Annotated in this window: 15 protein-coding genes; 6 read left to right on the forward strand and 9 right to left on the reverse strand. The window is 65.0% G+C overall.

The genetic code is table 11. From position 1 onward, the window contains the following. Window positions 1-7: 7 nt before the first annotated feature. The 3 genes from CSC74_RS03630 to arr all read left to right on the forward strand — a co-directional run bounded on the left by CSC74_RS03630 (window position 8) and on the right by arr (window position 1,321). A complete protein-coding gene (locus CSC74_RS03630; RefSeq protein ID WP_162313034.1) occupies window positions 8-400 on the forward strand; it encodes a hypothetical protein in 393 nt (130 codons plus the stop codon). Window positions 401-488: 88 nt separating this feature from the next. Then, window positions 489-686, forward strand: a complete 198-nt coding sequence (locus CSC74_RS03635; RefSeq protein ID WP_162313035.1) for a hypothetical protein — start codon at window positions 489-491, stop codon at window positions 684-686. 233 nt (window positions 687-919) lie between these two features. After that, window positions 920-1,321, forward strand: a complete 402-nt coding sequence (arr, locus tag CSC74_RS03640) for an NAD(+)--rifampin ADP-ribosyltransferase (RefSeq protein ID WP_211369541.1) — start codon at window positions 920-922, stop codon at window positions 1,319-1,321. A 201-nt stretch (window positions 1,322-1,522) separates the two neighbouring features. On the opposite strand, the gene CSC74_RS03645 is transcribed toward arr, so the two are convergent. After that, window positions 1,523-2,227, reverse strand: a complete 705-nt coding sequence (locus tag CSC74_RS03645) for a pirin family protein (protein ID WP_162313037.1) — start codon at window positions 2,225-2,227, stop codon at window positions 1,523-1,525. Between the two features lie 525 nt (window positions 2,228-2,752). On the opposite strand from CSC74_RS03645, the gene CSC74_RS03650 reads away from it, so the two are divergent. Further along, window positions 2,753-5,917 carry an ESPR-type extended signal peptide-containing protein gene (locus CSC74_RS03650; protein WP_162313038.1) on the forward strand — a complete coding sequence of 1,055 codons (3,165 nt, stop codon included), beginning with the start codon at window positions 2,753-2,755 and terminating at the stop codon, window positions 5,915-5,917. Window positions 5,918-6,088: 171 nt separating this feature from the next. Here the strand turns inward: CSC74_RS03650 and CSC74_RS03655 are convergent, their stop codons facing one another. From CSC74_RS03655 to CSC74_RS03680, 6 genes are all read right to left on the reverse strand, one after another. Further along, complete coding sequence (locus CSC74_RS03655; protein WP_162313039.1) at window positions 6,089-7,537, reverse strand: efflux transporter outer membrane subunit; 1,449 nt, start codon at window positions 7,535-7,537, stop codon at window positions 6,089-6,091. Further along, entirely contained in the window at window positions 7,531-8,262 is a 732-nt protein-coding gene (locus CSC74_RS03660; protein WP_162313040.1) for an SDR family oxidoreductase, read from the reverse strand. Before CSC74_RS03660 ends, CSC74_RS03655 begins: the two co-directional genes overlap by 7 nt. A 70-nt stretch (window positions 8,263-8,332) precedes the next feature. Further along, window positions 8,333-9,067, reverse strand: a complete 735-nt coding sequence (locus CSC74_RS03665) for an SDR family oxidoreductase (RefSeq protein ID WP_162313041.1) — start codon at window positions 9,065-9,067, stop codon at window positions 8,333-8,335. 119 nt (window positions 9,068-9,186) lie between these two features. Continuing rightward, on the reverse strand, window positions 9,187-12,363 hold the full coding sequence (locus CSC74_RS03670; protein ID WP_162313042.1) for an efflux RND transporter permease subunit: 3,177 nt from the start codon (window positions 12,361-12,363) through the stop codon (window positions 9,187-9,189). Between the two features lie 190 nt (window positions 12,364-12,553). After that, window positions 12,554-13,756 carry an efflux RND transporter periplasmic adaptor subunit gene (locus tag CSC74_RS03675; RefSeq protein WP_162313043.1) on the reverse strand — a complete coding sequence of 401 codons (1,203 nt, stop codon included), beginning with the start codon at window positions 13,754-13,756 and terminating at the stop codon, window positions 12,554-12,556. Continuing rightward, complete coding sequence (locus tag CSC74_RS03680) at window positions 13,753-14,526, reverse strand: SDR family oxidoreductase (protein WP_162313044.1); 774 nt, start codon at window positions 14,524-14,526, stop codon at window positions 13,753-13,755. Before CSC74_RS03680 ends, CSC74_RS03675 begins: the two co-directional genes overlap by 4 nt. Window positions 14,527-14,888: 362 nt before the next feature. On the opposite strand from CSC74_RS03680, the gene CSC74_RS03685 reads away from it, so the two are divergent. Beyond that, on the forward strand, window positions 14,889-15,908 hold the full coding sequence (locus tag CSC74_RS03685; protein WP_162313045.1) for a LysR family transcriptional regulator: 1,020 nt from the start codon (window positions 14,889-14,891) through the stop codon (window positions 15,906-15,908). A gap of 184 nt (window positions 15,909-16,092) precedes the next feature. Further along, window positions 16,093-16,581 (forward strand): hypothetical protein, encoded by a 489-nt coding sequence (locus CSC74_RS17405; protein ID WP_170865772.1) that lies wholly within the window; start codon window positions 16,093-16,095, stop codon window positions 16,579-16,581. 302 nt (window positions 16,582-16,883) lie between these two features. Here the strand turns inward: CSC74_RS17405 and msrA are convergent, their stop codons facing one another. Further along, on the reverse strand, window positions 16,884-17,420 hold the full coding sequence (gene msrA / locus CSC74_RS03695; protein WP_211369542.1) for a peptide-methionine (S)-S-oxide reductase MsrA: 537 nt from the start codon (window positions 17,418-17,420) through the stop codon (window positions 16,884-16,886). A gap of 136 nt (window positions 17,421-17,556) precedes the next feature. Then, window positions 17,557-18,966, reverse strand: a complete 1,410-nt coding sequence (locus CSC74_RS03700; protein ID WP_162313047.1) for an FAD/NAD(P)-binding protein — start codon at window positions 18,964-18,966, stop codon at window positions 17,557-17,559. Window positions 18,967-19,385 lie beyond the last annotated feature (419 nt).

Consider the following 19,385-nt stretch of genomic DNA (forward strand, 5'->3'; position numbering starts at 1 on the left):
TTTCTCGATGATCCAGAAAAGCAAGGTGAGCTTTGTATTGCCGGCGCTGATCTATGCGCTCCTCATTGGCACTACGTTCTCGCCGGACGTTCAACCAGTCCTGGTCAAGGCGTTCAGCGCCTCGCCGCTCGGCCTTCCGGTTGCCCCAGTAGTTGCAGGGGCCGTAGCCGTTCTTTTTCTCCCGTTCGCATTTTCCCTCCATCACTTCATGCTGATCGCGGGACGAGCTGCGGCGGATGGCCACAGCCTCAGCAAGGTCGGCCTGCTGGCTTATGCCGCCAGCGTTGGGCAACGTTATCCAGAGTTGCGTCGGTCGCAACTCATTTGCTTCGCCGGTCTAATCTACTTCGTACTGGTCTGCGCCGCGTGGATCGTCTATGCCGACTCTATCGGCATCTAGGTCCGGGTTGGCGCCTAAAAATTCATTCAAGCCGAACCCGCATCGGGGCGACTTAATTCAGGTGTTAAGCGGCAACAGGAACACCGTGATGTTCGATATCTTGCAAGTGATGAGCGCCCCTCGTTTCGCAGCGCCATTTCTGATCTCGATCGGCATTGCCATTGGGGTGTACTACCTGACTGGCCAGGAACCTTCCTCGGCGGCCATCGCATTCTTCATAGGGATGATCGGGTTCTGCGTCGGAGTTGTATTCCATCTTGCTGGCGGCAAACCGGATACCGACTGACAATCCATTCGAGCCAAACCCGCTTCTCGAATCAGCTTGACAAGAGCGTTGAACGGTCTCGCCAGAGCTGCACGCCCTGCGCGCAAGAAGGCCCCAGGCAGCCGTAAACGAAAAAGGGAGCCGCCATGCGCCTCCCACGAACAATTTATACGACACAAGGGGGCTTGCGGCAAGGCCCCGCGCGTGATGCAGCATCGCCGGCCTGTCGAATGGCAGGAGACCGGAGCGACGCGATGACTGATGCGAAAATCTACTACCACGGCACCAAGGCCGCCCTGAAGGTGGGCGATCTCGTCGAACCGGGCCATGCCTCCAACTATGGAAAAAGGAAACAGGCGGCGTTCGTTTACCTGAGCGCCACCCTGGATGCGGCCATCTGGGGAGCAGAGCTGGCCGTTGGCGCGGGGCCTGGCAGGATCTACATCGTGGAACCGAGCGGATCCATCGAAGACGATCCCAACCTGACCGACAAGAGATTCCCCGGAAATCCCACGAAGTCATACCGTTCCCGGGAACCATTCCGCATCATCGGCGAGGTCACGGAGTGGAAGGGCCACTCCCCCGAGCGGCTCGAGGAAATGCACGACCATCTCGAGAACCTCAAGCAACGTGGTGTCGAGGCAATCGAAGAATGAGCGATGTCGCCCGGGCAGAACCATGATCATTCGATCCGAGGCGGCATTGCAGTCTTCATGCAGGAGGGGCTTCAGCCCCGACGCTTTCCGTAACAGGGCGTCGGGGCTGAAGTCCCCCCTACAAGCGCATGTCCTTCCCACAGGAGCTGATTTCGTATTGCTGGCGCTGGCGCCGGAACACTCGCCACGTCACTCGCCACATCACATCCGCGGCAGGTCGAACACCAGTACTTCCGCGCCCTGCCCTTCGCCGATGCCGACCGACGCCTCATCCTCGTAAAGCAGCGCATCGCCTGCCGCCAGCTTCCGCCCATTGACCACCACTTCGCCGCGTGCGACATGCACATAGGCCAGGCGGCCCGGCGCGATGGTCAATTCGGATTCTTCCGCGCCATCGAACAATCCCGCATACATCCGCGCATCCTGGTGGATGCTCACGGATCCATCCGCGCCATCCGGACTGACGACCAGCCGCAACCTGCCACGCTTTTCCTCCGCCGGGAAATTCTTCTGCTCGTAGGACGGCGCCACGTCTTCCCGTGAAGGAATGATCCAGATCTGCAGGAAATGCGTGGCCCCGGACTCGCTGTGGTTGAATTCCGAATGCTGTACGCCGGTGCCGGCGCTCATGCGCTGCACGTCGCCGGGGACGATGCTGGAACTGGTGCCCATGGAATCCTTGTGCCCCAGCGCGCCCTCCAGCACGTAACTGATGATTTCCATGTCGCGGTGGCCGTGCTCGCCAAAACCGCGACCGGCGGCGACGCGGTCCTCGTTGATCACCCGCAGCGGGCCCCAGTGGACGTGATTGTCGTCGCGGTAGCCAGCGAAGGAAAAGCTGTGCCAGGAATCCAGCCAGCCATGGTCGGCATGGCCGCGCTCGGCAGCGGGTCTGAGGGTGATCATCGGGCGCTCCAGCAGTGTCGGAAGTCCTCAGGATGGGGGTTGATCAGGCGCAGGGTAAGTGCCGTTTCCCCAACGCATCGTTTCATGCGGCTTCTGTAGGAGCGCCCCTTGGGCGCGATGCTCTTCTGGGAATTACCGTGAAAGCATCGCGCCCAAGGGGCGCTCCTACGGGGTAAAGGGCACGTATTGCGGCCTGTGCCTGGGTACCACCGCAGCCGGATGGCAAGGACGGTCGGATGGGTTCACGAATCCTGATTGGCTTCGCAGATCACGTATCGGTATTGCGGTCCAATGACCTGCGAGTGCGCCGGGGAAAATCTGTCAACGCGCCGTGTTCGAGGCCTCGCATTGGCCGCATCGCTGCTCTTACCACGTGGTTTCCCTGGAACGGGAAAAGAAGAAAACATATTGCCGCCCGGCGCACATCGCCGGTCGGTTGTCGACTCATCGGTCCGCGATCCTTGCGCTGGGGGACGCGGGCAAGCCTTGGCGGCGTGCGCTGCCATCACTGAAGGGAGAAAGGGAATGAACAAGGTCTACAGGAAAGTCTGGAGCCGGGTACTTGGCTGCGTGGTCGTCGCTTCCGAATTCGCGAACGGGCGGGGATCGAAGCCGGCTGGGCGTGGCCTGGGGCGGCGACCCGCGGCAGCGTTGGCGATGCTGTCCCTGCTGGCTGTCGCGATGCCTTCATTCGCGATCGAGGCGACAGGCACGGATAGCGCGATCGGGGCAACGGATTCCGGCGCCATTGCAAAGCCGGGTAAAGCCACGACGTCCGCGTCCACGGAAACGCTGGCCACGACCGAGGATCTACGGGATGAGGACGATCTGGACCTCGAGTTCGCCGAAGACACCGGCTGGTCGCCGACGACGCTGCTCCCGACGATGTCGATGTCGACGGCATCGGGCGGCATGATGATGCCGAACTCCGTCATCGAGCCGCCGCCGGCGACCAACGACACCTTGCCCGGCCACACCCAGTACCTCAACAACTGGCTGCTCGGCAACGACTACCAGGCCTGCGGAACCTTGGGCACAGGCTGCCTGACGATCGATCGCGCCAACTTCAACTATTCCTACCTGTCGCTGATCCTCAACCTGGTGCAGTCGCCGAACAGCCTCGACATGGACGGCAACCAGCCGGCCAACCATCTGACCCTGATCGGCAGCGTGCAGTCGGACAGCTACATCCAGTTCCAGGACAGCAACTACGTCGGCAACAACAACAGCGCGAGCTGCGTGATCATCGGCCTGGCCTGCACCTGGAGAACCAACGCGGCGCAGAACAACCAGGTCATCATCGGCGACGGCAGCTACGCCAACGGCTCCAACACCGTGGTCATGGGCACCAATGCGCGCCATCAGCTGCCCACGGTCACGGCCGCGAGCGCCGGCTTCATCGGCGGTCCGGACACCGACTACGCTGCGCGCCTGGGCAACTCGGTGGTGATCGGCGACAACAGCTTCGGCAACGCCAACCGCCAGACCATCGTCGGCTTCGGCGCGGTCTCGACCCACGCCAACAGCGTGGCGCTCGGGGCCGGATCATCCACCGCGGTCGGTGCGCAGGCCAACTACACCGCATTCGGCCTGGTCGCGCCACAGACCTCGGCCGGCGAAGTCTCGATCGGCTCGGCGGGCGCTGCGCGCACGCTCAGCAACGTCGCCGCCGGCAGCGCGGGCACCGACGCGGTCAACGTGGCGCAACTGCAGGGAGCGCTCGCCGGCATCGACGCGGCAAGCGACTACTTCACGGCCAATTCCACCGGCCCCCTGGCGCAGGCGCTGGGCACGGACAGCATCGCGGTCGGCCCGGATGCGATCGCCAGCGCGACGGCCGGCATCGCGATGGGCCTGGGCAGTCGCAACTTCAACGAGGGCGGCATCGCGATCGGCCGTGGCGCGCAATCCGGCGATGCGCTCGATCCGACACGGGTCAACACGGTCGCGATCGGCAACAACTCGCGGGCGACGGCGCAGAACAGCACCGCTCTGGGCGACGCCGCGATCGCCGGCGGCCCGCAGGCGACGGCGCTGGGATCGGCGGCGCAGGCCACCGGGTCCAACAGCGTGGCGGTCGGCCGCAACACCCGCGCCGGCAACTCGGGCACGGCCCTGGGCGCAACGGCGCAGGCGGCCGGCACGCGCGCGACGGCGCTGGGACAGGGCGCGCAGGCCAACTTCACCGACGCAACCGCTATCGGCCAGTTCGCGCAGGCCACGGCGACGAACAGCGTCGCCATCGGCGTCGGCTCGATCGCCGACCGTGTCGGCACCGTATCGATGGGCGCGGCCGGGGCGGAACGCCAGATCACCAACGTCGCGGCCGGCACCGCGGCCACGGATGCGGTGAACGTCAGCCAGCTTGACGCCGTATCGGACGATGTGACCGCGCTGGACGCGTTCGCCGTCAAATACGACGACGACGGCACCGGCAATCCCGACACCAGCCGCATCACGCTGGCGGGTGCGGGCGGCACCACCCTCGGCAACCTTGCGGCCGGAGAGGTCAGCGCCACCAGTACCGAGGCGATCAATGGCGCCCAGCTCCACGGCACTGCCACGTCAGTCGCCACGGCGTTGGGCGGCGGCGTAGTGGTCAACCCGGATGGCAGCATCAGCGCACCGGCCTACAGCATCGATGGCGGCACTTACGGCAACGTCGGCGATGCCTTCGACGCCGTCGATACGGCTCTGGCAAGCGTCGGTGGAAGCGTCGGCGAACTCGATGCCTTTGCCGTGCGCTACGACGACGACGGCAGCGGCAACCCGGATACCGCCAGCATCACCCTGGGCGGGGTGGACGGCACCTCGATCGACAACGTCGCGGCCGGCCAGATCGATCCAGCCAGCATGCAGGCGGTGAATGGCGCGCAGCTGTTCGCCCTCGGCGACCGGGTGGCCACGGGTTTCGGTGGTGGCGCCAGCTATATGGGAGGCAGCTTCGTGCCGCCGACGTTCGTGATCCAGGGCGACTCGTACAGCACGGTCGCGGGCGCCTTCGACGCGGTCAACGGACAGATCACCAATCTCTACGACAGCATTGCCGACATCCAGACCACGCCGGGCCCGCAAGGTCCTGAAGGTCCGGCCGGCCCGCAGGGACCGGCAGGCCCCGAAGGCCCGGCTGGTCCGCAAGGCCCCGAGGGTCCGCAGGGGCCTGCAGGCCCCGGTGGCGGGGATCCGAACGCCGTCGCCTACGACGACGAGGCCGGTTCCACGCTCACACTGAAGGGCGAGAGCGGAACCCGGGTCGCCAACGTCGCCGACGGAGTGGACGCCACGGACGCGGTGAACAAGGGCCAGATGGATGCAGGCGATACGGCGACGCTGGCATCGGCCCACACCTACACCGATACCGTCGCCACCCGGACGCTCACCCAGGCCAACACCTACACCGACCAGCAGGTCACGCTGCTCAACGATCGCTTCGAGCAGCGTTTCAGCGAACAGGACCGCCGCATCGACAAGCTCGGCGCGATGAGCGGCGCGTTGACCGGCATGGCGATGAACAGCGCCAACCTGCGTGGGCAGAACCGGATGGCGGTCGGCGTCGGCGCGCAGGGTGGCAGCCAGGCTTTTGCGGTCGGTTACCAGCGCGCGCTCGGCGAGGCCGCCAGTATTTCCATCGGCGCGGCGTTCTCCGGGAGCGAGAGCACCCTGAGTGCGGGTGCAGGCTTCAGCTGGTAGGACAAGCTGGCAGGAACCGCTGCGGACGGCGGCGGCGCAGCATCGCGCCGCCGCCCTGCCGCTACCGGCAGATGCGCTTGCACCGATATCCGCGCATCCATGTCCGCATACCGGGCCGTGACCCGGCGAAAGCATCGCGCCCAAGGGGCGCTCCTACGGGTCAGGGAAAGATCAAGGCAACTTGGCCGTGCTTTCCTTCGGCACATATTGCGGCCAGCCACCGGCCATGGCCTTGTACAGCGACACCACCGCCACCGTGTTGCGCACCCTGCCCTGGGCGAACTCGTCCTCGGCCTGCAGGCTGGCGCGTTCGGCCTCGAGCACGTCGAGCACGTCGATGGCGCCATTGTCGTAGCGCACCCGGGCGATCGATGTCGCCCGCGCACCCGCAGCCGCGGCACGTTCCAGATGGGTGTTCTCTTCCGCGCTGCGCGCAACGCGGACCAACGCGTTCTCGGTTTCCTCCAATGCCAGCAGCACGGTTTTCTCGTAAGCAGCCAGGTCGGCGGCGGTCGCCGCATTGGCGGCGGCGATGCGCGCACGCACCCGGCCGACGTTGAGGAACGAACCATCGATGCCGAAGGCGATCAGCCGGGTTTCGCTGTCGCGTTCGAACAGCGCGCCGGCATCCAGCGCCTGCGTGCCGATCAACCCGCCCAGGGTGAAGCGCGGGAACAGGTCGGCGGTGGCTACGCCGATGCGTGCGGTGGCCGCACCCAGCCTGCGTTCGGCAGCGGTCACGTCGGGACGACGACGCAACAGTTCCGCCGGTGTGCCGACCGCCATGGTTTCCGGCAGGGACGGCAGAGGTCTCGCCGTGTCCAGGCCGGCCAGCACTGTTTCCGGGGTCTGTCCGACCAGCACCGCGATGCGATGGGTGGCGACTGAAATCGCCGATTGCAGCGCTGGAACCCGCGAACGGGTGGTCTCCAGCTGCGTGCTGGCGCGATCCACTTCGAAGGAACTGCTCAGCCCCGCCGAACTGCGCAGGTCGATCAGGCGCAAGGTCTGCGCCTGGTTGTCGGCGTTGCGTTGCGCGATGCGCAATTGTTCCTGCAGGCCACGCAGGCGGAAATAGGTTTCCGCCACATCGCCGACCAGCACCACCTGTACGGCAGCCAGGTCGGCTGCGCTGGCCTCGGTCTCGGCGCGCTGGGCTTCCACGCCACGGCGGATGCGACCGAAGAAATCCAGTTCCCACAACGCACCGATGCCTGCGCTGTACTGGTGGTCCACGTCGCGCCCGGCCCGATCGATGCCGGGCAGCTGATCCGAGCTGCTGCGGGTGCTGCTGGCTTCCGCATTGGCGTTGAGCGTGGGCAGGCGGTCGAACTTCGAATTACGCAGCAGCGCATTGGCCTGTTCGTAATGCGCCAGGGCGATGCGCAGGTCATGGTTGGAAAGCAGCGCCTCGTCGACCAGTTGTTCCAATACCGGATCGCCGAAGCTGCGCCAGAACTCCAGGTCCACCGCCGGCGCGGCTTCCCGTGCGACCTGCGGCGAGGCGCTGTTGGAGAACTGGTCGACCGCCGGCAGCGTCGGCCGTACATAGTCGGGACCGACCGTACAGGCCGCCAGCAACACGCTGGCGACCGCAACAGTGAGGATACGGATCACCATGGCAGCACCTCGCCGCGATGCTGGAACGACCCGGTCGGGCCGGCGGCGTCGAGCAGCGCCAGGCCCACGCTGGTACTGGCGCCATCGGCCAGTTCGAGTTGCCCGTTGCTGTTCATGTCGGTCTTCACCGAACCGGGATCGGCGGCGTTGACCTTGATCGCGGTATCGCGCAACTCGTAAGCCAGCTGCACGGTCCATGCATTCACGGCGGTCTTGGATACGTTGTAGGCCGGGACCTTGAATTCGTAGAACTCGGAACCCGGGTCGCTATGCAACGCCAGCGAAGCGAGGCTGCTGGAAAGATTGACGATGCGCGCGGTCGGCGCACGCCGCAACAGCGGCAGCAGGGCCTGGGTGACGGCGACCATGCCGAACAGATTGGTGTCGAAGGTCTCGCGCCATACTTCCAGGCTCTGTTCGGAAGGCGACCTGGCGAAGTCGTCCTTGAAGATGCCGGCGTTGTTGACCAGGATATCCAGCCGGCCGTGGCTGGCTTCGACCTGTTTGGCGGCTGCCGCGATGCTGGCGGCGTCGCCGACATCCAGCGCGATGGCTTCCACCGGCAACCCCTCGGATTTCAGCGCCTGGGCGGCCTCGCGGGCCTTGGCTAGGTCGCGCCCGGCCAGCAGCGTATGCACGCCGGCAGTGGCGAGTTGGCGCACGGTTTCCAGGCCGATGCCGCGGGTTGCGCCGGTGACCAGCGCGACTTTCTGATTGTTGCTCATGATCTGCTCCGTTGACGCGCGCGTGGCGCGCGGGATGTTTCGTGTTCGTTTTTTCGCGGTACGCGGTTCTTCACCAGGGAATTACGTTGTCGAGGTAGCGATACGAACCATTCGGACCGGCATCGTCGATCAGCGCCATGGCGACGCTGGTCCTGGCGCCATCCGGAACATCGATCTCACCCCCGCCAGCGTTCATGTCCGTCTTCACGTAGCCCGGATGGATGGTGTTGACCTTGATCTTGCTGTCCTTCAGCTCGTAAGCCAGCTGCACGGTCCACGCGTTCACCGCACTCTTGGAGACGTTGTAGGCGGGCACCTTGAAATCGTAGATGGGCGAAGACGGGTCGCTGTGCTGCGCCAGCGAACCCAGCAGGCTGGAGACGTTGACGATGCGGGCCGACGGCGATTTGTGCAGCAGCGGCAGGAACGCCTGCGTGGTTTCGATCAGGCCGAAGACATTGGTGTCGAAAGTGTCGCGCCAGGCCTGCTGGGTCTGCTCGGAAACCTTCTTGCCCATCTCATCGCGCATGATGCCGGCGTTGTTGACCAGGATATCGAGACGACCGAATTTCTTCGCTACTTCGTCGGCGGCCGCGACGATGCTGGCGGCATCGGTGACGTCGAGGACGATAGCTTCCACCGGCAGGCCTTCGGCCTGCAGTTTCAGCGCCGCTTCGACGGCCTTGGCGCGATCGCGTCCGGCCAGCAGGGTGTGGACGCCGGCCTGGGCCAGCTGGCGAACGGTTTCGAAACCGATGCCGCGGGTGGCGCCGGTGACGAGTGCGGTCTTGGATGTGTTGCTCATGGGATTCTCCAATTCTGGATGAGTAGTTATTAATACTGGGGCGACGGGTTGGCGCCGCCCGTGCAATCGATATATTCCGTCGTGCCGCCGAGTGGCGCTATCCGATTCCTGCGTTCGCCTCAAGCCTGCACCGCGTGCGATGGCGGGAGTGAGGACTCGCCGTGCTGGACCAATGGCCGCCCCGCCAGCTTGCGCAGCGCCACGTAGAACACCGGAGTCAGGAACAGGCCGAACAGGGTCACGCCCAGCATGCCGGCGAACACGGTGATGCCGGTGACCGAGCGGACTTCCGCACCGGCGCCATGCGACAGCACCAGCGGCACGGTGCCGGCGATGAACGCCACCGAAGTCATGACGATGGGACGCAGGCGCAGGCGGCAGGCTTCCAGCGCGGATTCGACGATGCCCTTGCCCTGCATTTCCAGTTCGCGGGCGAACTCGACGATCAGGATCGCGTTCTTGCACGCCAGGCCCATCAGCACCACCAGGCCGACCTGCACGAACACGTTGTTGTCGCCACCGGTCAACCACACGCCCAGCAACGCGGACAGCAGCGTCATCGGCACGATCAGGATCACCGCCAGCGGCAACGTCCAGCTTTCGTACAGCGCGGCGAGCACCAGGAAGGCCAGCAACACCGCCAGCGGGAACACCACCAGCGCCGCCTTGCCCTGGGTCGCTTCCTGGTAGCTCAGGTCGCTCCAGTCGATGCCCATGCCGGCCGGCAACGCGGTCGCCGCAATCTCCTTCACCTTGGTCATGGCCTCGGCCGAAGACAGCATGCGCGGGTCCGCTTCGCCGAGGATGTCGGCGGCCGGATAGCCGTTGAAGCGGATCACCGGATCCGGGCCGTAGGTCTTGGTGATCTTCACCATGCTGCCGATCGGCACCATCTCGCCATTGACGTTGCGGGTGCGCAGGTTGCCGATGTCCTCGACGTCGTCACGGAACGAACCATCGGCCTGGGCGATCACCTGCCAGGTACGGCCGAACATGTTGAAGTCGTTGACGTAGGCCGAACCCAGGTAGGTCTGCAGCGTGTCGAACAACTCCGTCAACGGCACGCCCTGCGCCTTGGCCTTGACCCGGTCCACGTCCGCGTCCAGCTGCGGCACGTTGGCCTGGTAGCTGCTGATCGGGAAGCCCATGCCCGGCGTCTGCGACGCCGCGCCCTGGAACGCATTCACTGCGTTTTGCAACGCGCCGTATCCCTGGTTGGTGCGATCCTCGATGAACAGCGAATAGCCCGAACCGTTGCCCAGTCCCTGGATCGGCGGCGGCATCAGCGCGAAGGCGAAACCTTCCTGGATGCCCGAGATCTTCGCGTTCAGTTCATCGCTGATTTCCTTGGCGCTGTTCTTGCGCTGGTTGAACGGCTTCAGGGTGAAGAACGCCACGCCGCTGTTCGGGGTATTGGTGAACTGCAGCGGGTTAAGGCCCGGGAAGGCGATCTCGCTTTCCACGCCTTCGATGCCCTTGGCGATCGCCGCCACTTTCTTCAAGGCCGCGTCGGTGCGTTCGATGGAGGCGCCTTCCGGCATCTTCACGCCTGCAATGAGGTAGAGCTTGTCCTGCAAGGGAATGAAGCCCGTGGGCACGGCCTTGAACATCACGCCCGCACCGACCAGCAGCACCACGTAGACGGCGAACACCGCGCCACGCTTGCCGAGCGCACGCGATACCGCGCCCTCGTAACGTTCGGAACCGCGCTTGAAGAAGCGGTTGAACGGACGGAACACCCATCCGAACAGGCGTTCGATCAGGCGCGACGGCGCGTCCTTGGCCGCATCGTGCGGCTTCAGCAGCTTGGCGGCCAGGGCCGGCGACAGGGTCAGCGAGTTGATCGCCGAGATCACCGTGGAAATGGCGATGGTGACTGCGAACTGCTTGTAGAACTGGCCGGTCACCCCGGACAGGAACGCCATCGGCACGAACACCGCGCACAACACCAGCGCGATCGCGATGATCGGGCCGGAGACTTCCCGCATCGCCTGGTGCGCCGCGGCCAGCGGAGTCAGGCCTTCCTCGATGTTGCGCTCCACGTTCTCGACCACGACGATGGCGTCGTCGACCACGATGCCGATCGCCAGCACCAGCCCGAACAGGGTCAGCGTGTTGATCGAGAAGCCCAGCAGATAGAGCACGCCGAAGGTGCCCACGATCGACACCGGCACCGCGATCAGCGGAATGATCGAGGCGCGCCAGGTCTGCAGGAACAGGATCACCACCAGCACCACCAGCAGCGTGGCTTCGAGCAGCGTGGTGATCACGGCCTTGATCGAATCGCGGACGAATATGGTGGTGTCGTAGACCGACTTTATTTCCACGCCCGGCGGCAGGGTCTTGGAGATTTGATCCATCTTGGCCACGACCGCGTCGCGGATCTCCAGCGCATTGGCGCCGGGGGCCTGGAAGATGCCGATGGCCGAGGCATTCATGCCATCCAGCCGCGCGCGCAGCGTGTAGTCGCCGGCGGCCAGTTCGATCCGGGCGACATCGGAGAGACGCACGATCTCGCCATCGGCGCCGGCCTTGAGCACGATGTTGCCGAACTCCTCGGTGCTGCTGAGGCGGCCCTTGGCGTTGATCGGCAATAGGAAGTCGCTGCCGTTGGGCATTGGTTCGGCGCCGAGCTGGCCGGCGGACACCTGCACGTTCTGCTCACGCACCGCACGCAATACGTCGCTGGCGGTCAGGCCACGCGAAGCGACCTTGTCCGGATCCAGCCACAGACGCATGGCGTAGTCGCCGCCGCCGAAGGCTTGCGCCTCGCCGACTCCCGGGATCTTGGCCATTTCGTCCTTCACGTGCAGCCGCGCGTAATTGCGCAGGTACAGCGAGTCGTACTTGCCGTCGGTGGACACCAGGTGCACCACCATCAGGAACACCGGCGATTGCTTCTGCGTGGTCACGCCCTGCCGGCGCACGTCCTCGGGCAGGCGCGCCAGCGCCTGGCTGACCCGGTTCTGCACGCGCACCGCCGCATCGTCGGCATCGACGCCCGGCTTGAAGGTCACGGTCATCTGCAACACGCCGTCGGAACCGGCGACGGACTTGACGTACATCATGTCCTCGACGCCGTTGATGGCCTCTTCCAGCGGCGTGGCCACGGTTTCGGCGATCACCTTGGGGTTGGCGCCGGGATAGACGGTGCGCACCACCACTGATGGCGGCACCACTTCGGGGTATTCGCCGATCGGCAGCATCGGGATCGCGATCAGGCCGGCGGCGAAGATCACGATCGACAGCACCGCGGCGAAGATCGGCCGGTCGATGAAGAATCTTGAGAAGTCCATGGGTGGATTTCCTGTAACTGAAGAAAAAAGAACCCGTCTCCCTGTACGACAGGAAGCCGAACCCTTCTCCCGCCACGCGGGAGAAGGTGCCCGAAGGGCGGATGAGGGAGCTTTCGACGCGGAGGGCAAATGCAAAGAGCAACCCCTCCCCACCCCTCCCCTGCTGCGCAAGGGAGGGGGCGGATCGCCGCTACTTCATTGCTATCGCGGGTGCCGCTTCCGGCGCACCCATCACCACTGTCTTGTCCTCCACCGGCATGCCGGGGAAGAACACTTTCTGCACGCCGCTGACGATCACCTTGTCGCCGGGCTTCAGCCCGGTTTCGACGATGCGCAATCCGTCCGCGGTGCGGCCCAGGGTGACGTCGCGGCGCTGGGCCTGGTGCTTGGCGTCGACCACGTACACGTACTTGCGGTCCTGATCGGTCAACACCGCCTTGTCGTCGACCAGCATCGCCTTGAACTCGCCACTACCCAGCACCCGGACCCGTGCGAACAGGCCGGGGGTGAAGGCACGGTCGGCGTTGTCCAGCAAGGCGCGCGCGCGGATGGTGCCGGTGGCCGGGTCGACCTGGTTGTCGAGGAAATCGACCACGCCAGTGTGCGGGAAGCCCTCTTCACCGACCAGGCCGACCTGCACGGGTACGCCGGCGCCGTTCTCGCTGGGACGTTCGCCCTTGCGCGCCAGTTCGGCGTAGTGGAGGAAGGTGCGTTCGTCGGTATCGAAATGCACGTGCATCTTGTCCAGCGACACCAGCGTGGTCAGCACGCTGGCGGCATCGCCGGCGCTGACCAGGTTGCCGGCGGTGACCAGCGCACGGCCGGCGCGGCCGCTGATCGGCGCGCGCACCTGGGTGAATTCCAGGTTCAGGCGCGCCGCATCCACTGCCGCTTGCGCGGCGGCGACATTGGCCTGCGCTTCGGCTGCGGCGGAGCGGCGCTGTTCGTAGGTCTCGGTGGAAATGGCCTGCAGTTCCGAAAGCTTCTTCGCGCGCGCCGCTTCGCTGCGGCCCAATTCGGCCTGGCTGCGGGCGCGGGCCAGGTCGGCTTGCGCCCGTGCCAGTTCGGCGCGGTAGCTGCGCGAGTCGATGGTGAACAGCACGTCGCCCTTGCGGACTTCCTGGCCTTCTTCATAGTTCACGCGATCGATGTAGCCGGACACGCGCGGACGCAGGTCGACGCTTTCGACCGCCTCCACTCGCCCGCTGAAGTCGTCCCATTGGCTGATCTGCTTGACCAGGACCGGGGCCACGCTGACTGCGGGCGGTGGCGGCATGCCGTTTTCCGCGGCCTGGCCGCTGCAACCGGCGATGACGGCGACGGACAGCGCCAGCAGCACGCCGAACGAAGTGGTGCGCAGGGCGCGGCTTTCGATGATGGAGTTGAGGTTCATGGATTGGTCTCGTGGGTGGACAAGGGGAGGGAAAATTCGGAGAACAGCGCGCGCGGCGGCGTCAGCGCACGACCGGCATCGAAAGGCACCACGGCGCGCTGGCGTTCGTCGCGGGTCAGCAGCGACACCGCATGGCGGCCGACCGCCATCGCGCTGGGCCATTCGGCGCAGGCATTGCGTACGTTGGCCGGGGTGCTGACCGGCTTGTCGACGGCGAGCATCTGCACGCGCACGCCCAGGCCGTTGGCTTCCTGGTGCAACACATTGGTCAGCATGCGCAGCGCAGCCGAAGTGATCGAGGCGTGGCCATAACCGGCCCAGCCGCATTCGGCATGCGGGCCGCCGAGCAGGATGTAGTGCGAAGTGCCTTCCTGTTCGCCCAGGAAGGGAATCAGGTGACGCGCGGCGGCGAGGTGCGGGAGCAGGTCGTATTCGAGTTTCTGGCGCAGGAAATCGGTGGGCTTGTCGAGCAGGCGGCCGCCTTCGAGCGGAGTGGCCAGGCTGGCGAACACCGCGCGCAACGGACGCTTGCGCTTGCGCAGGCGCAGCACCAGTTCGGCGGCATCGGCGTCGTTGACGACGCAACCGGAGGTCATCAGTTCCAGCGCGGGCTCGTCGGCGAAGTATTCGGCCAGCGCCTGCATGCGCGGACCGTCGCGGCCCACCGCCAGCACCGGGCTGCCGGCTTCGAGCAAGGCGCCGACCACGCCGAAGCCGACCGTGCCGCCCGCGCCGAGGACCAGGACCTCCGGATTCAATATCCCACTCATGGGACTTTTACTCCCGTCGACGGGATAATCCCGATAGTGGCGATAGTCCCGCGGCCCTTGGGGCCCAGTTGGATGCCGCCCCCAGCCTGGTTGCGATGGGGCGAGGTGAATTCCCGGAAAGCCTTGCCAGACAGGCGACTGGTCAGCGCCTTCATCTCGGAAAGCGTTGCCTCCTCTGTGATCTCGCGAATGGGCTTGGGCTGGAAGAACCGGGAAAACAACATGGCATCAGGACGGCTGGCTGGAGTGAGCCGACAAGATAGACCTGCAATCAGGACTTGATTAGTCCGGATTTAGGGGAATAATAATCCCGCCAACGGGTCAATCCCCTCCCCGACCCGAACAACCACCCGGAGTCCACGATGAGCCATGATCTCAACGACACCCTGATCTTCGTCAAAGTGGTCGAGCACGGCAGCTTCATTGCCGCGGCCAATTCCCTGCGCCTGCCCAAGACCACGGTCAGCCGCAAGGTGCAGGAACTGGAAACGCGCCTGGGCGCGCAACTGCTGCACCGGACCACGCGCAAGCTGGGCCTGACCGAAGCCGGCAACATCTATTACGAACACTGCCAGCGCATCGCCCGCGAACTGAGCGAGGCCGAGAGCGCGGTCAGCCAGTTGCATGCCGGCCCGCGCGGCTGGTTGAAGTTCACCGCGCCGTATTCGATCGGTATCGACAAGATCGCGCCGCTGCTCGGAGAATTCCACGCACGCCACCCGGAAGTGCGGGTGGAGATGATCCTCAGCAACGAACCGATGGACCTGATCGGCGGCGAGATCGATGTCGCCCTGCGCCTCGGCAGCCTGCCCGACTCCAACCTCATCGCGCGCCGCCTGGGCAGCCTGCGCACCCAGGTCTATGCCGCGACCAGCTATCTGGCCAAGCATGGCGAGCCGCTGCATCCGGACGACCTGCAGCATCACCGCACCTTGGCGATGCTCAAGCACCGTCACGGCAACAGCTACCAGTGGTCCTTGAACGATGGCACCAGCGACCGCGACTTCAACGTCAACCCGATCCTGGTCGCCAACGACCCGGCCGCGCTCAAGGGCGCCCTGCTCTGCGGCGAAGGCGTGATGATCGCGGCCGACGTGATGGTCAGGCCGTTCGTGGAGATGGGCAAGGTGCAACGCGTGCTGGCCGGCTGGACCGGCGGCGAGTACGAGTTCAACGCGGTGTTCCCGCGCGGCCACGTACAGTCGCCCAAGGTGCGCGCATTCGTCGACTTCCTGCTCGAACGCCTGAACCTGGACATCGACTACATGAGCGCGCACTGCCCGCTGATGCTGGCCAAGGAAGCCGCCGCGGCGGCCGAAGCGACTGAAGCCGAAGACACGGCCGCGGTCGGCCTGCGGATCCTGGAAGCGGCGATTCCCTGACACCGGCGAGTAAAGAACAACGAATGTGGGAGCGACGTAAGTCGCGATGCCTTATCGACAAAGCATCGCGGCTCACGCCGCTCCCACATTACATTCCTGTCAGTCACGAACCTGCAACACAACCGTCGCAAACTTGTTGCGTGGCCGTAATACGCGCCACGCACCTGTCGCCGGAGTGACCCGCATGTTCGCAAGGTATGTACTCGCATTGACGCTTTCTGTGGCTTCGCTCGCGGTTCTGGCGGAACAACCCTATGTCGATCTCGAACAGCGCCTGAGCGCGGAGCAATTGCACGCGACCGGCCTGGATAGCCTTTCCGCCGAACAGCTCAAGCTGTTGAACAGCCTGCTGCGCGACGACGTGGCCAGGGCGGTGGAAGCAGGCAAGGCGGAGACACGCGAAAACAATGGACCCGGGCGCGGCGCTGCCTCGCTGATCGGTTTCAACGACGAACCGATCCGCAGTCGCTTGAACGGTCCGGTCAATGGCTGGGAACCGGGTACCGAGTTCATGCTGGAGAACGGCCAGACCTGGAAGGTGCTCAAGGGCAGCATGAAACTGCGCAAGCCGTTCGAGTCGCCGGAGATCATGGTCATCCCCGGCATCGCCGGCCGCTGGTTCCTGCAGGTCGACGAAGACCTGCCCAAGGCGCGGGTTTACCGCATCGATTGACCAGTGTGGGGCAGACGCTGCCCGATCTCGCTGCCAGATCCGGTCATGACGGTCCCCTCACGCGACAGGGCCGATGCTCTGTGTCCAGGAGATCGCCGTCATGAAGATCCGCTCCGCTTTGCTCTTCCTCACCCTGGGCCTGGGTATCGGCTCGGCCCTGTCCAGCCTGCTGGTTGTTTGAGCCGCCAATGCGATTCCGTTCGCACAGGCCAGGATAGCTTTCTCGCGCAGGGTGGGCCTTGGCCCGCTACTTCCTCCGGAGTCATTGCGCCCGATGCAACGGGTGGTGGGCCAAGGCCCACCTACTCCCGCATGAAGTGACAGCTGTAGCCACCCGGGTGCTTGCGCAGATAATCCTGGTGATAGGTTTCGGCGCTGTACCAGGTCGCTTCGGGCTCGATGGAGGTGGTGACCGGCTGCTTCCATTTGCCCGATGCGTTGACCCGCGCGATCACCGCTTCGGCCGTCGCCTTCTGCTCCGGCGTGTGCGGGAACAACGCCGAGCGGTACTGGGTGCCGATGTCGTTGCCCTGGCGGTTGAGCGTGGTCGGGTCGTGCAGTTTGAAGAACCACTTTTCCAGCAGGTCTTCGTAGCTGAGCACGGATGGATCGAAGGTGATCCGGATCGCCTCGGCATGGCCGGACTTGCTGTCGTGGGTGTCGTCGTAGGTCGGATTCTCCAGCCAGCCGCCGGTGTAGCCCACATCGGTATCGATCACCCCGGGCACCGCCCGCAGGATTTCCTCCACGCCCCAGAAGCAGCCGCCGGCAAGCGTGGCGATTTCCGTACGCTGCGCGCCGGTACCGGACGTGCTGGTGATGCTGTCGTGCTCGCTCATGTCGGCCTCCTCATCGGGTTGTCGGGATAATGGGGGCATTGGATACCACTTCCAATAGCGCGCCAAGATTCCCGGCGCACGGACCGCGCACGGACCGATGTAGGAGCGACGCCCTTATCCGACCTTGGCGAGGCGATCAGAAACTCTGCGACAGGGCGAGCTCCCGTTCCAGGTTGCGGCGCCGACCTTGCGCCGTTGCATTCGATCCGGCCAAGCCCAGTTGTTGCGAAAGCTTCTTCGCCGCCGTCCGCAGCTCGGGAACCGCGGTGATCTCCCACAGATGGCCACGCAGCAAGGGACCCAGGCAGTAAAGACCGGCGATGGGGGCGCCGCGGCTGTCGAGGACTTCGAGCGAGTCACTCACGTTCACGCCCAATCCGTGTGCATCCGCGCTGATGAGTCCCGCCTCGTGCAGATGCGATGCAAGCGGATGCGTGGTCTGCGCGATGTCCGTATCCAGCCCGGTCGCCCGGATCACGTAGTCGAACCGCTCCACTCCGATCTGTTCGCTGCCACGCTCGCGGATCAGCACATGCGCACCGTCCGTCCGCAGTCCGGCCCGGACCAGGCGACCCGCACGCATGTCGAGCTGGCCGGAGGCCCGCAGATCGTCCAGCACCGCGCCGACTTCCGGGGCGACACGATGCCGGACCACTTCCCAGTACGAACGGACATGGCGCAGGAACCGCGCGCGATCGCGCGCCGGCAACCCACGCCAGAAGTCCTGCAGGTGCGGGCGCAATGCGTCGATCGCGCTGCGCCAGTCGGGTATGACGCGCGCCAACGGTCGGATCGCGGCGACCAGCTGGCGGATGCTGTAGGTGCGCAGCGCCTGCTGGAGGCTGGGTGGCAACTCGATGGCAGGCCCCGGTTCCGGCTGGTGGGACTGGGGGACCAGGCCATGGCGCGAGATCGCCACGATCCCGCCAGTGTGTCCGCGCTTCGACAGGCTCATGACCACGTCGGCCATGGTCAGCCCGGTGCCCACGATCAGCACGCGTGCGTCCGGCTGGATCTTGTCCAGTGCGTTGTCCTGCCACGGCCATGCGACGTATCGCTGGCTCTGCGCGAGCCGCGGCCCGACGCCTGCCAAACGCTGTGGAGCGAGCGCGCCCAGCGCCAGCACGACGCGGTCGCTGGCGAAGTAGCTTCCATCGTCCAGGTGCACCCGAAAACCGTCGCCGATGCGATCAACCGCGATCGCTTCCTGGCGCAGCAGGGTCAGGTTGGTCGCGTGCGCCTTCGCCTTGTGCAGGCGGTCGGTCAGGTATTCGCCATAGGCAAGGCGCGGCAGGAATCCATTGCGTCCCTGCGGTCCGAGATGCAGCCAGTCCGCGAATTCCCCGGCGTTGTCCGGGTCCGCGCCAAGGTGTCCAGCGCGCACGTTCAACAGGTGCTCGGGTCTTGTTTCCCCATAAGCCACGCCACGTCCGAAAGTTTCGTCCACTCCGACCAGGCAGACTTCGGTCGCGGTTTCACTCTCGGAAGCGAGCAACGTGGCCAAGGTGTTGCCGCTGAAACCGGCACCGATGATGGTGATACGCATGGCATGCCCCTCGGTAATGAATGGCATGCTTTTTAGCAGCAGGCTCTGCGGTGAATGTAATGAAACGGTTATCGCCGATCATCAACCCCAGAGCCGTCGCGCTTGCCGACAGCCGACCACTACCGGAAACGTTGAGCTGCCTTGCCTGACGCAACTTGCCGCATCACGAATCGCAATATGCTTATGCACAATTGACGAATTCCGCTTTGGAGCCCGCATAGGTTTGGGTTAACGAAGTGAATCCCAATTGCCCCTTTCACACTGCGTGATCCCCAATTCTCTCGGCGCATTCCAATCCATTGGCAATTATTTTTTGCGTCGATGCCTCATTGCTCCCTCTTCGCCATGCACATTTGGGTTCGCAAGCTCACCCCGACCTATATCACGCGCTTCCGCCCTGCGCATGCCGGCAAAGAATA

Source organism: Pseudoxanthomonas yeongjuensis (genome assembly GCF_010093345.1).
Lineage (GTDB): Bacteria > Pseudomonadota > Gammaproteobacteria > Xanthomonadales > Xanthomonadaceae > Pseudoxanthomonas_A > Pseudoxanthomonas_A yeongjuensis.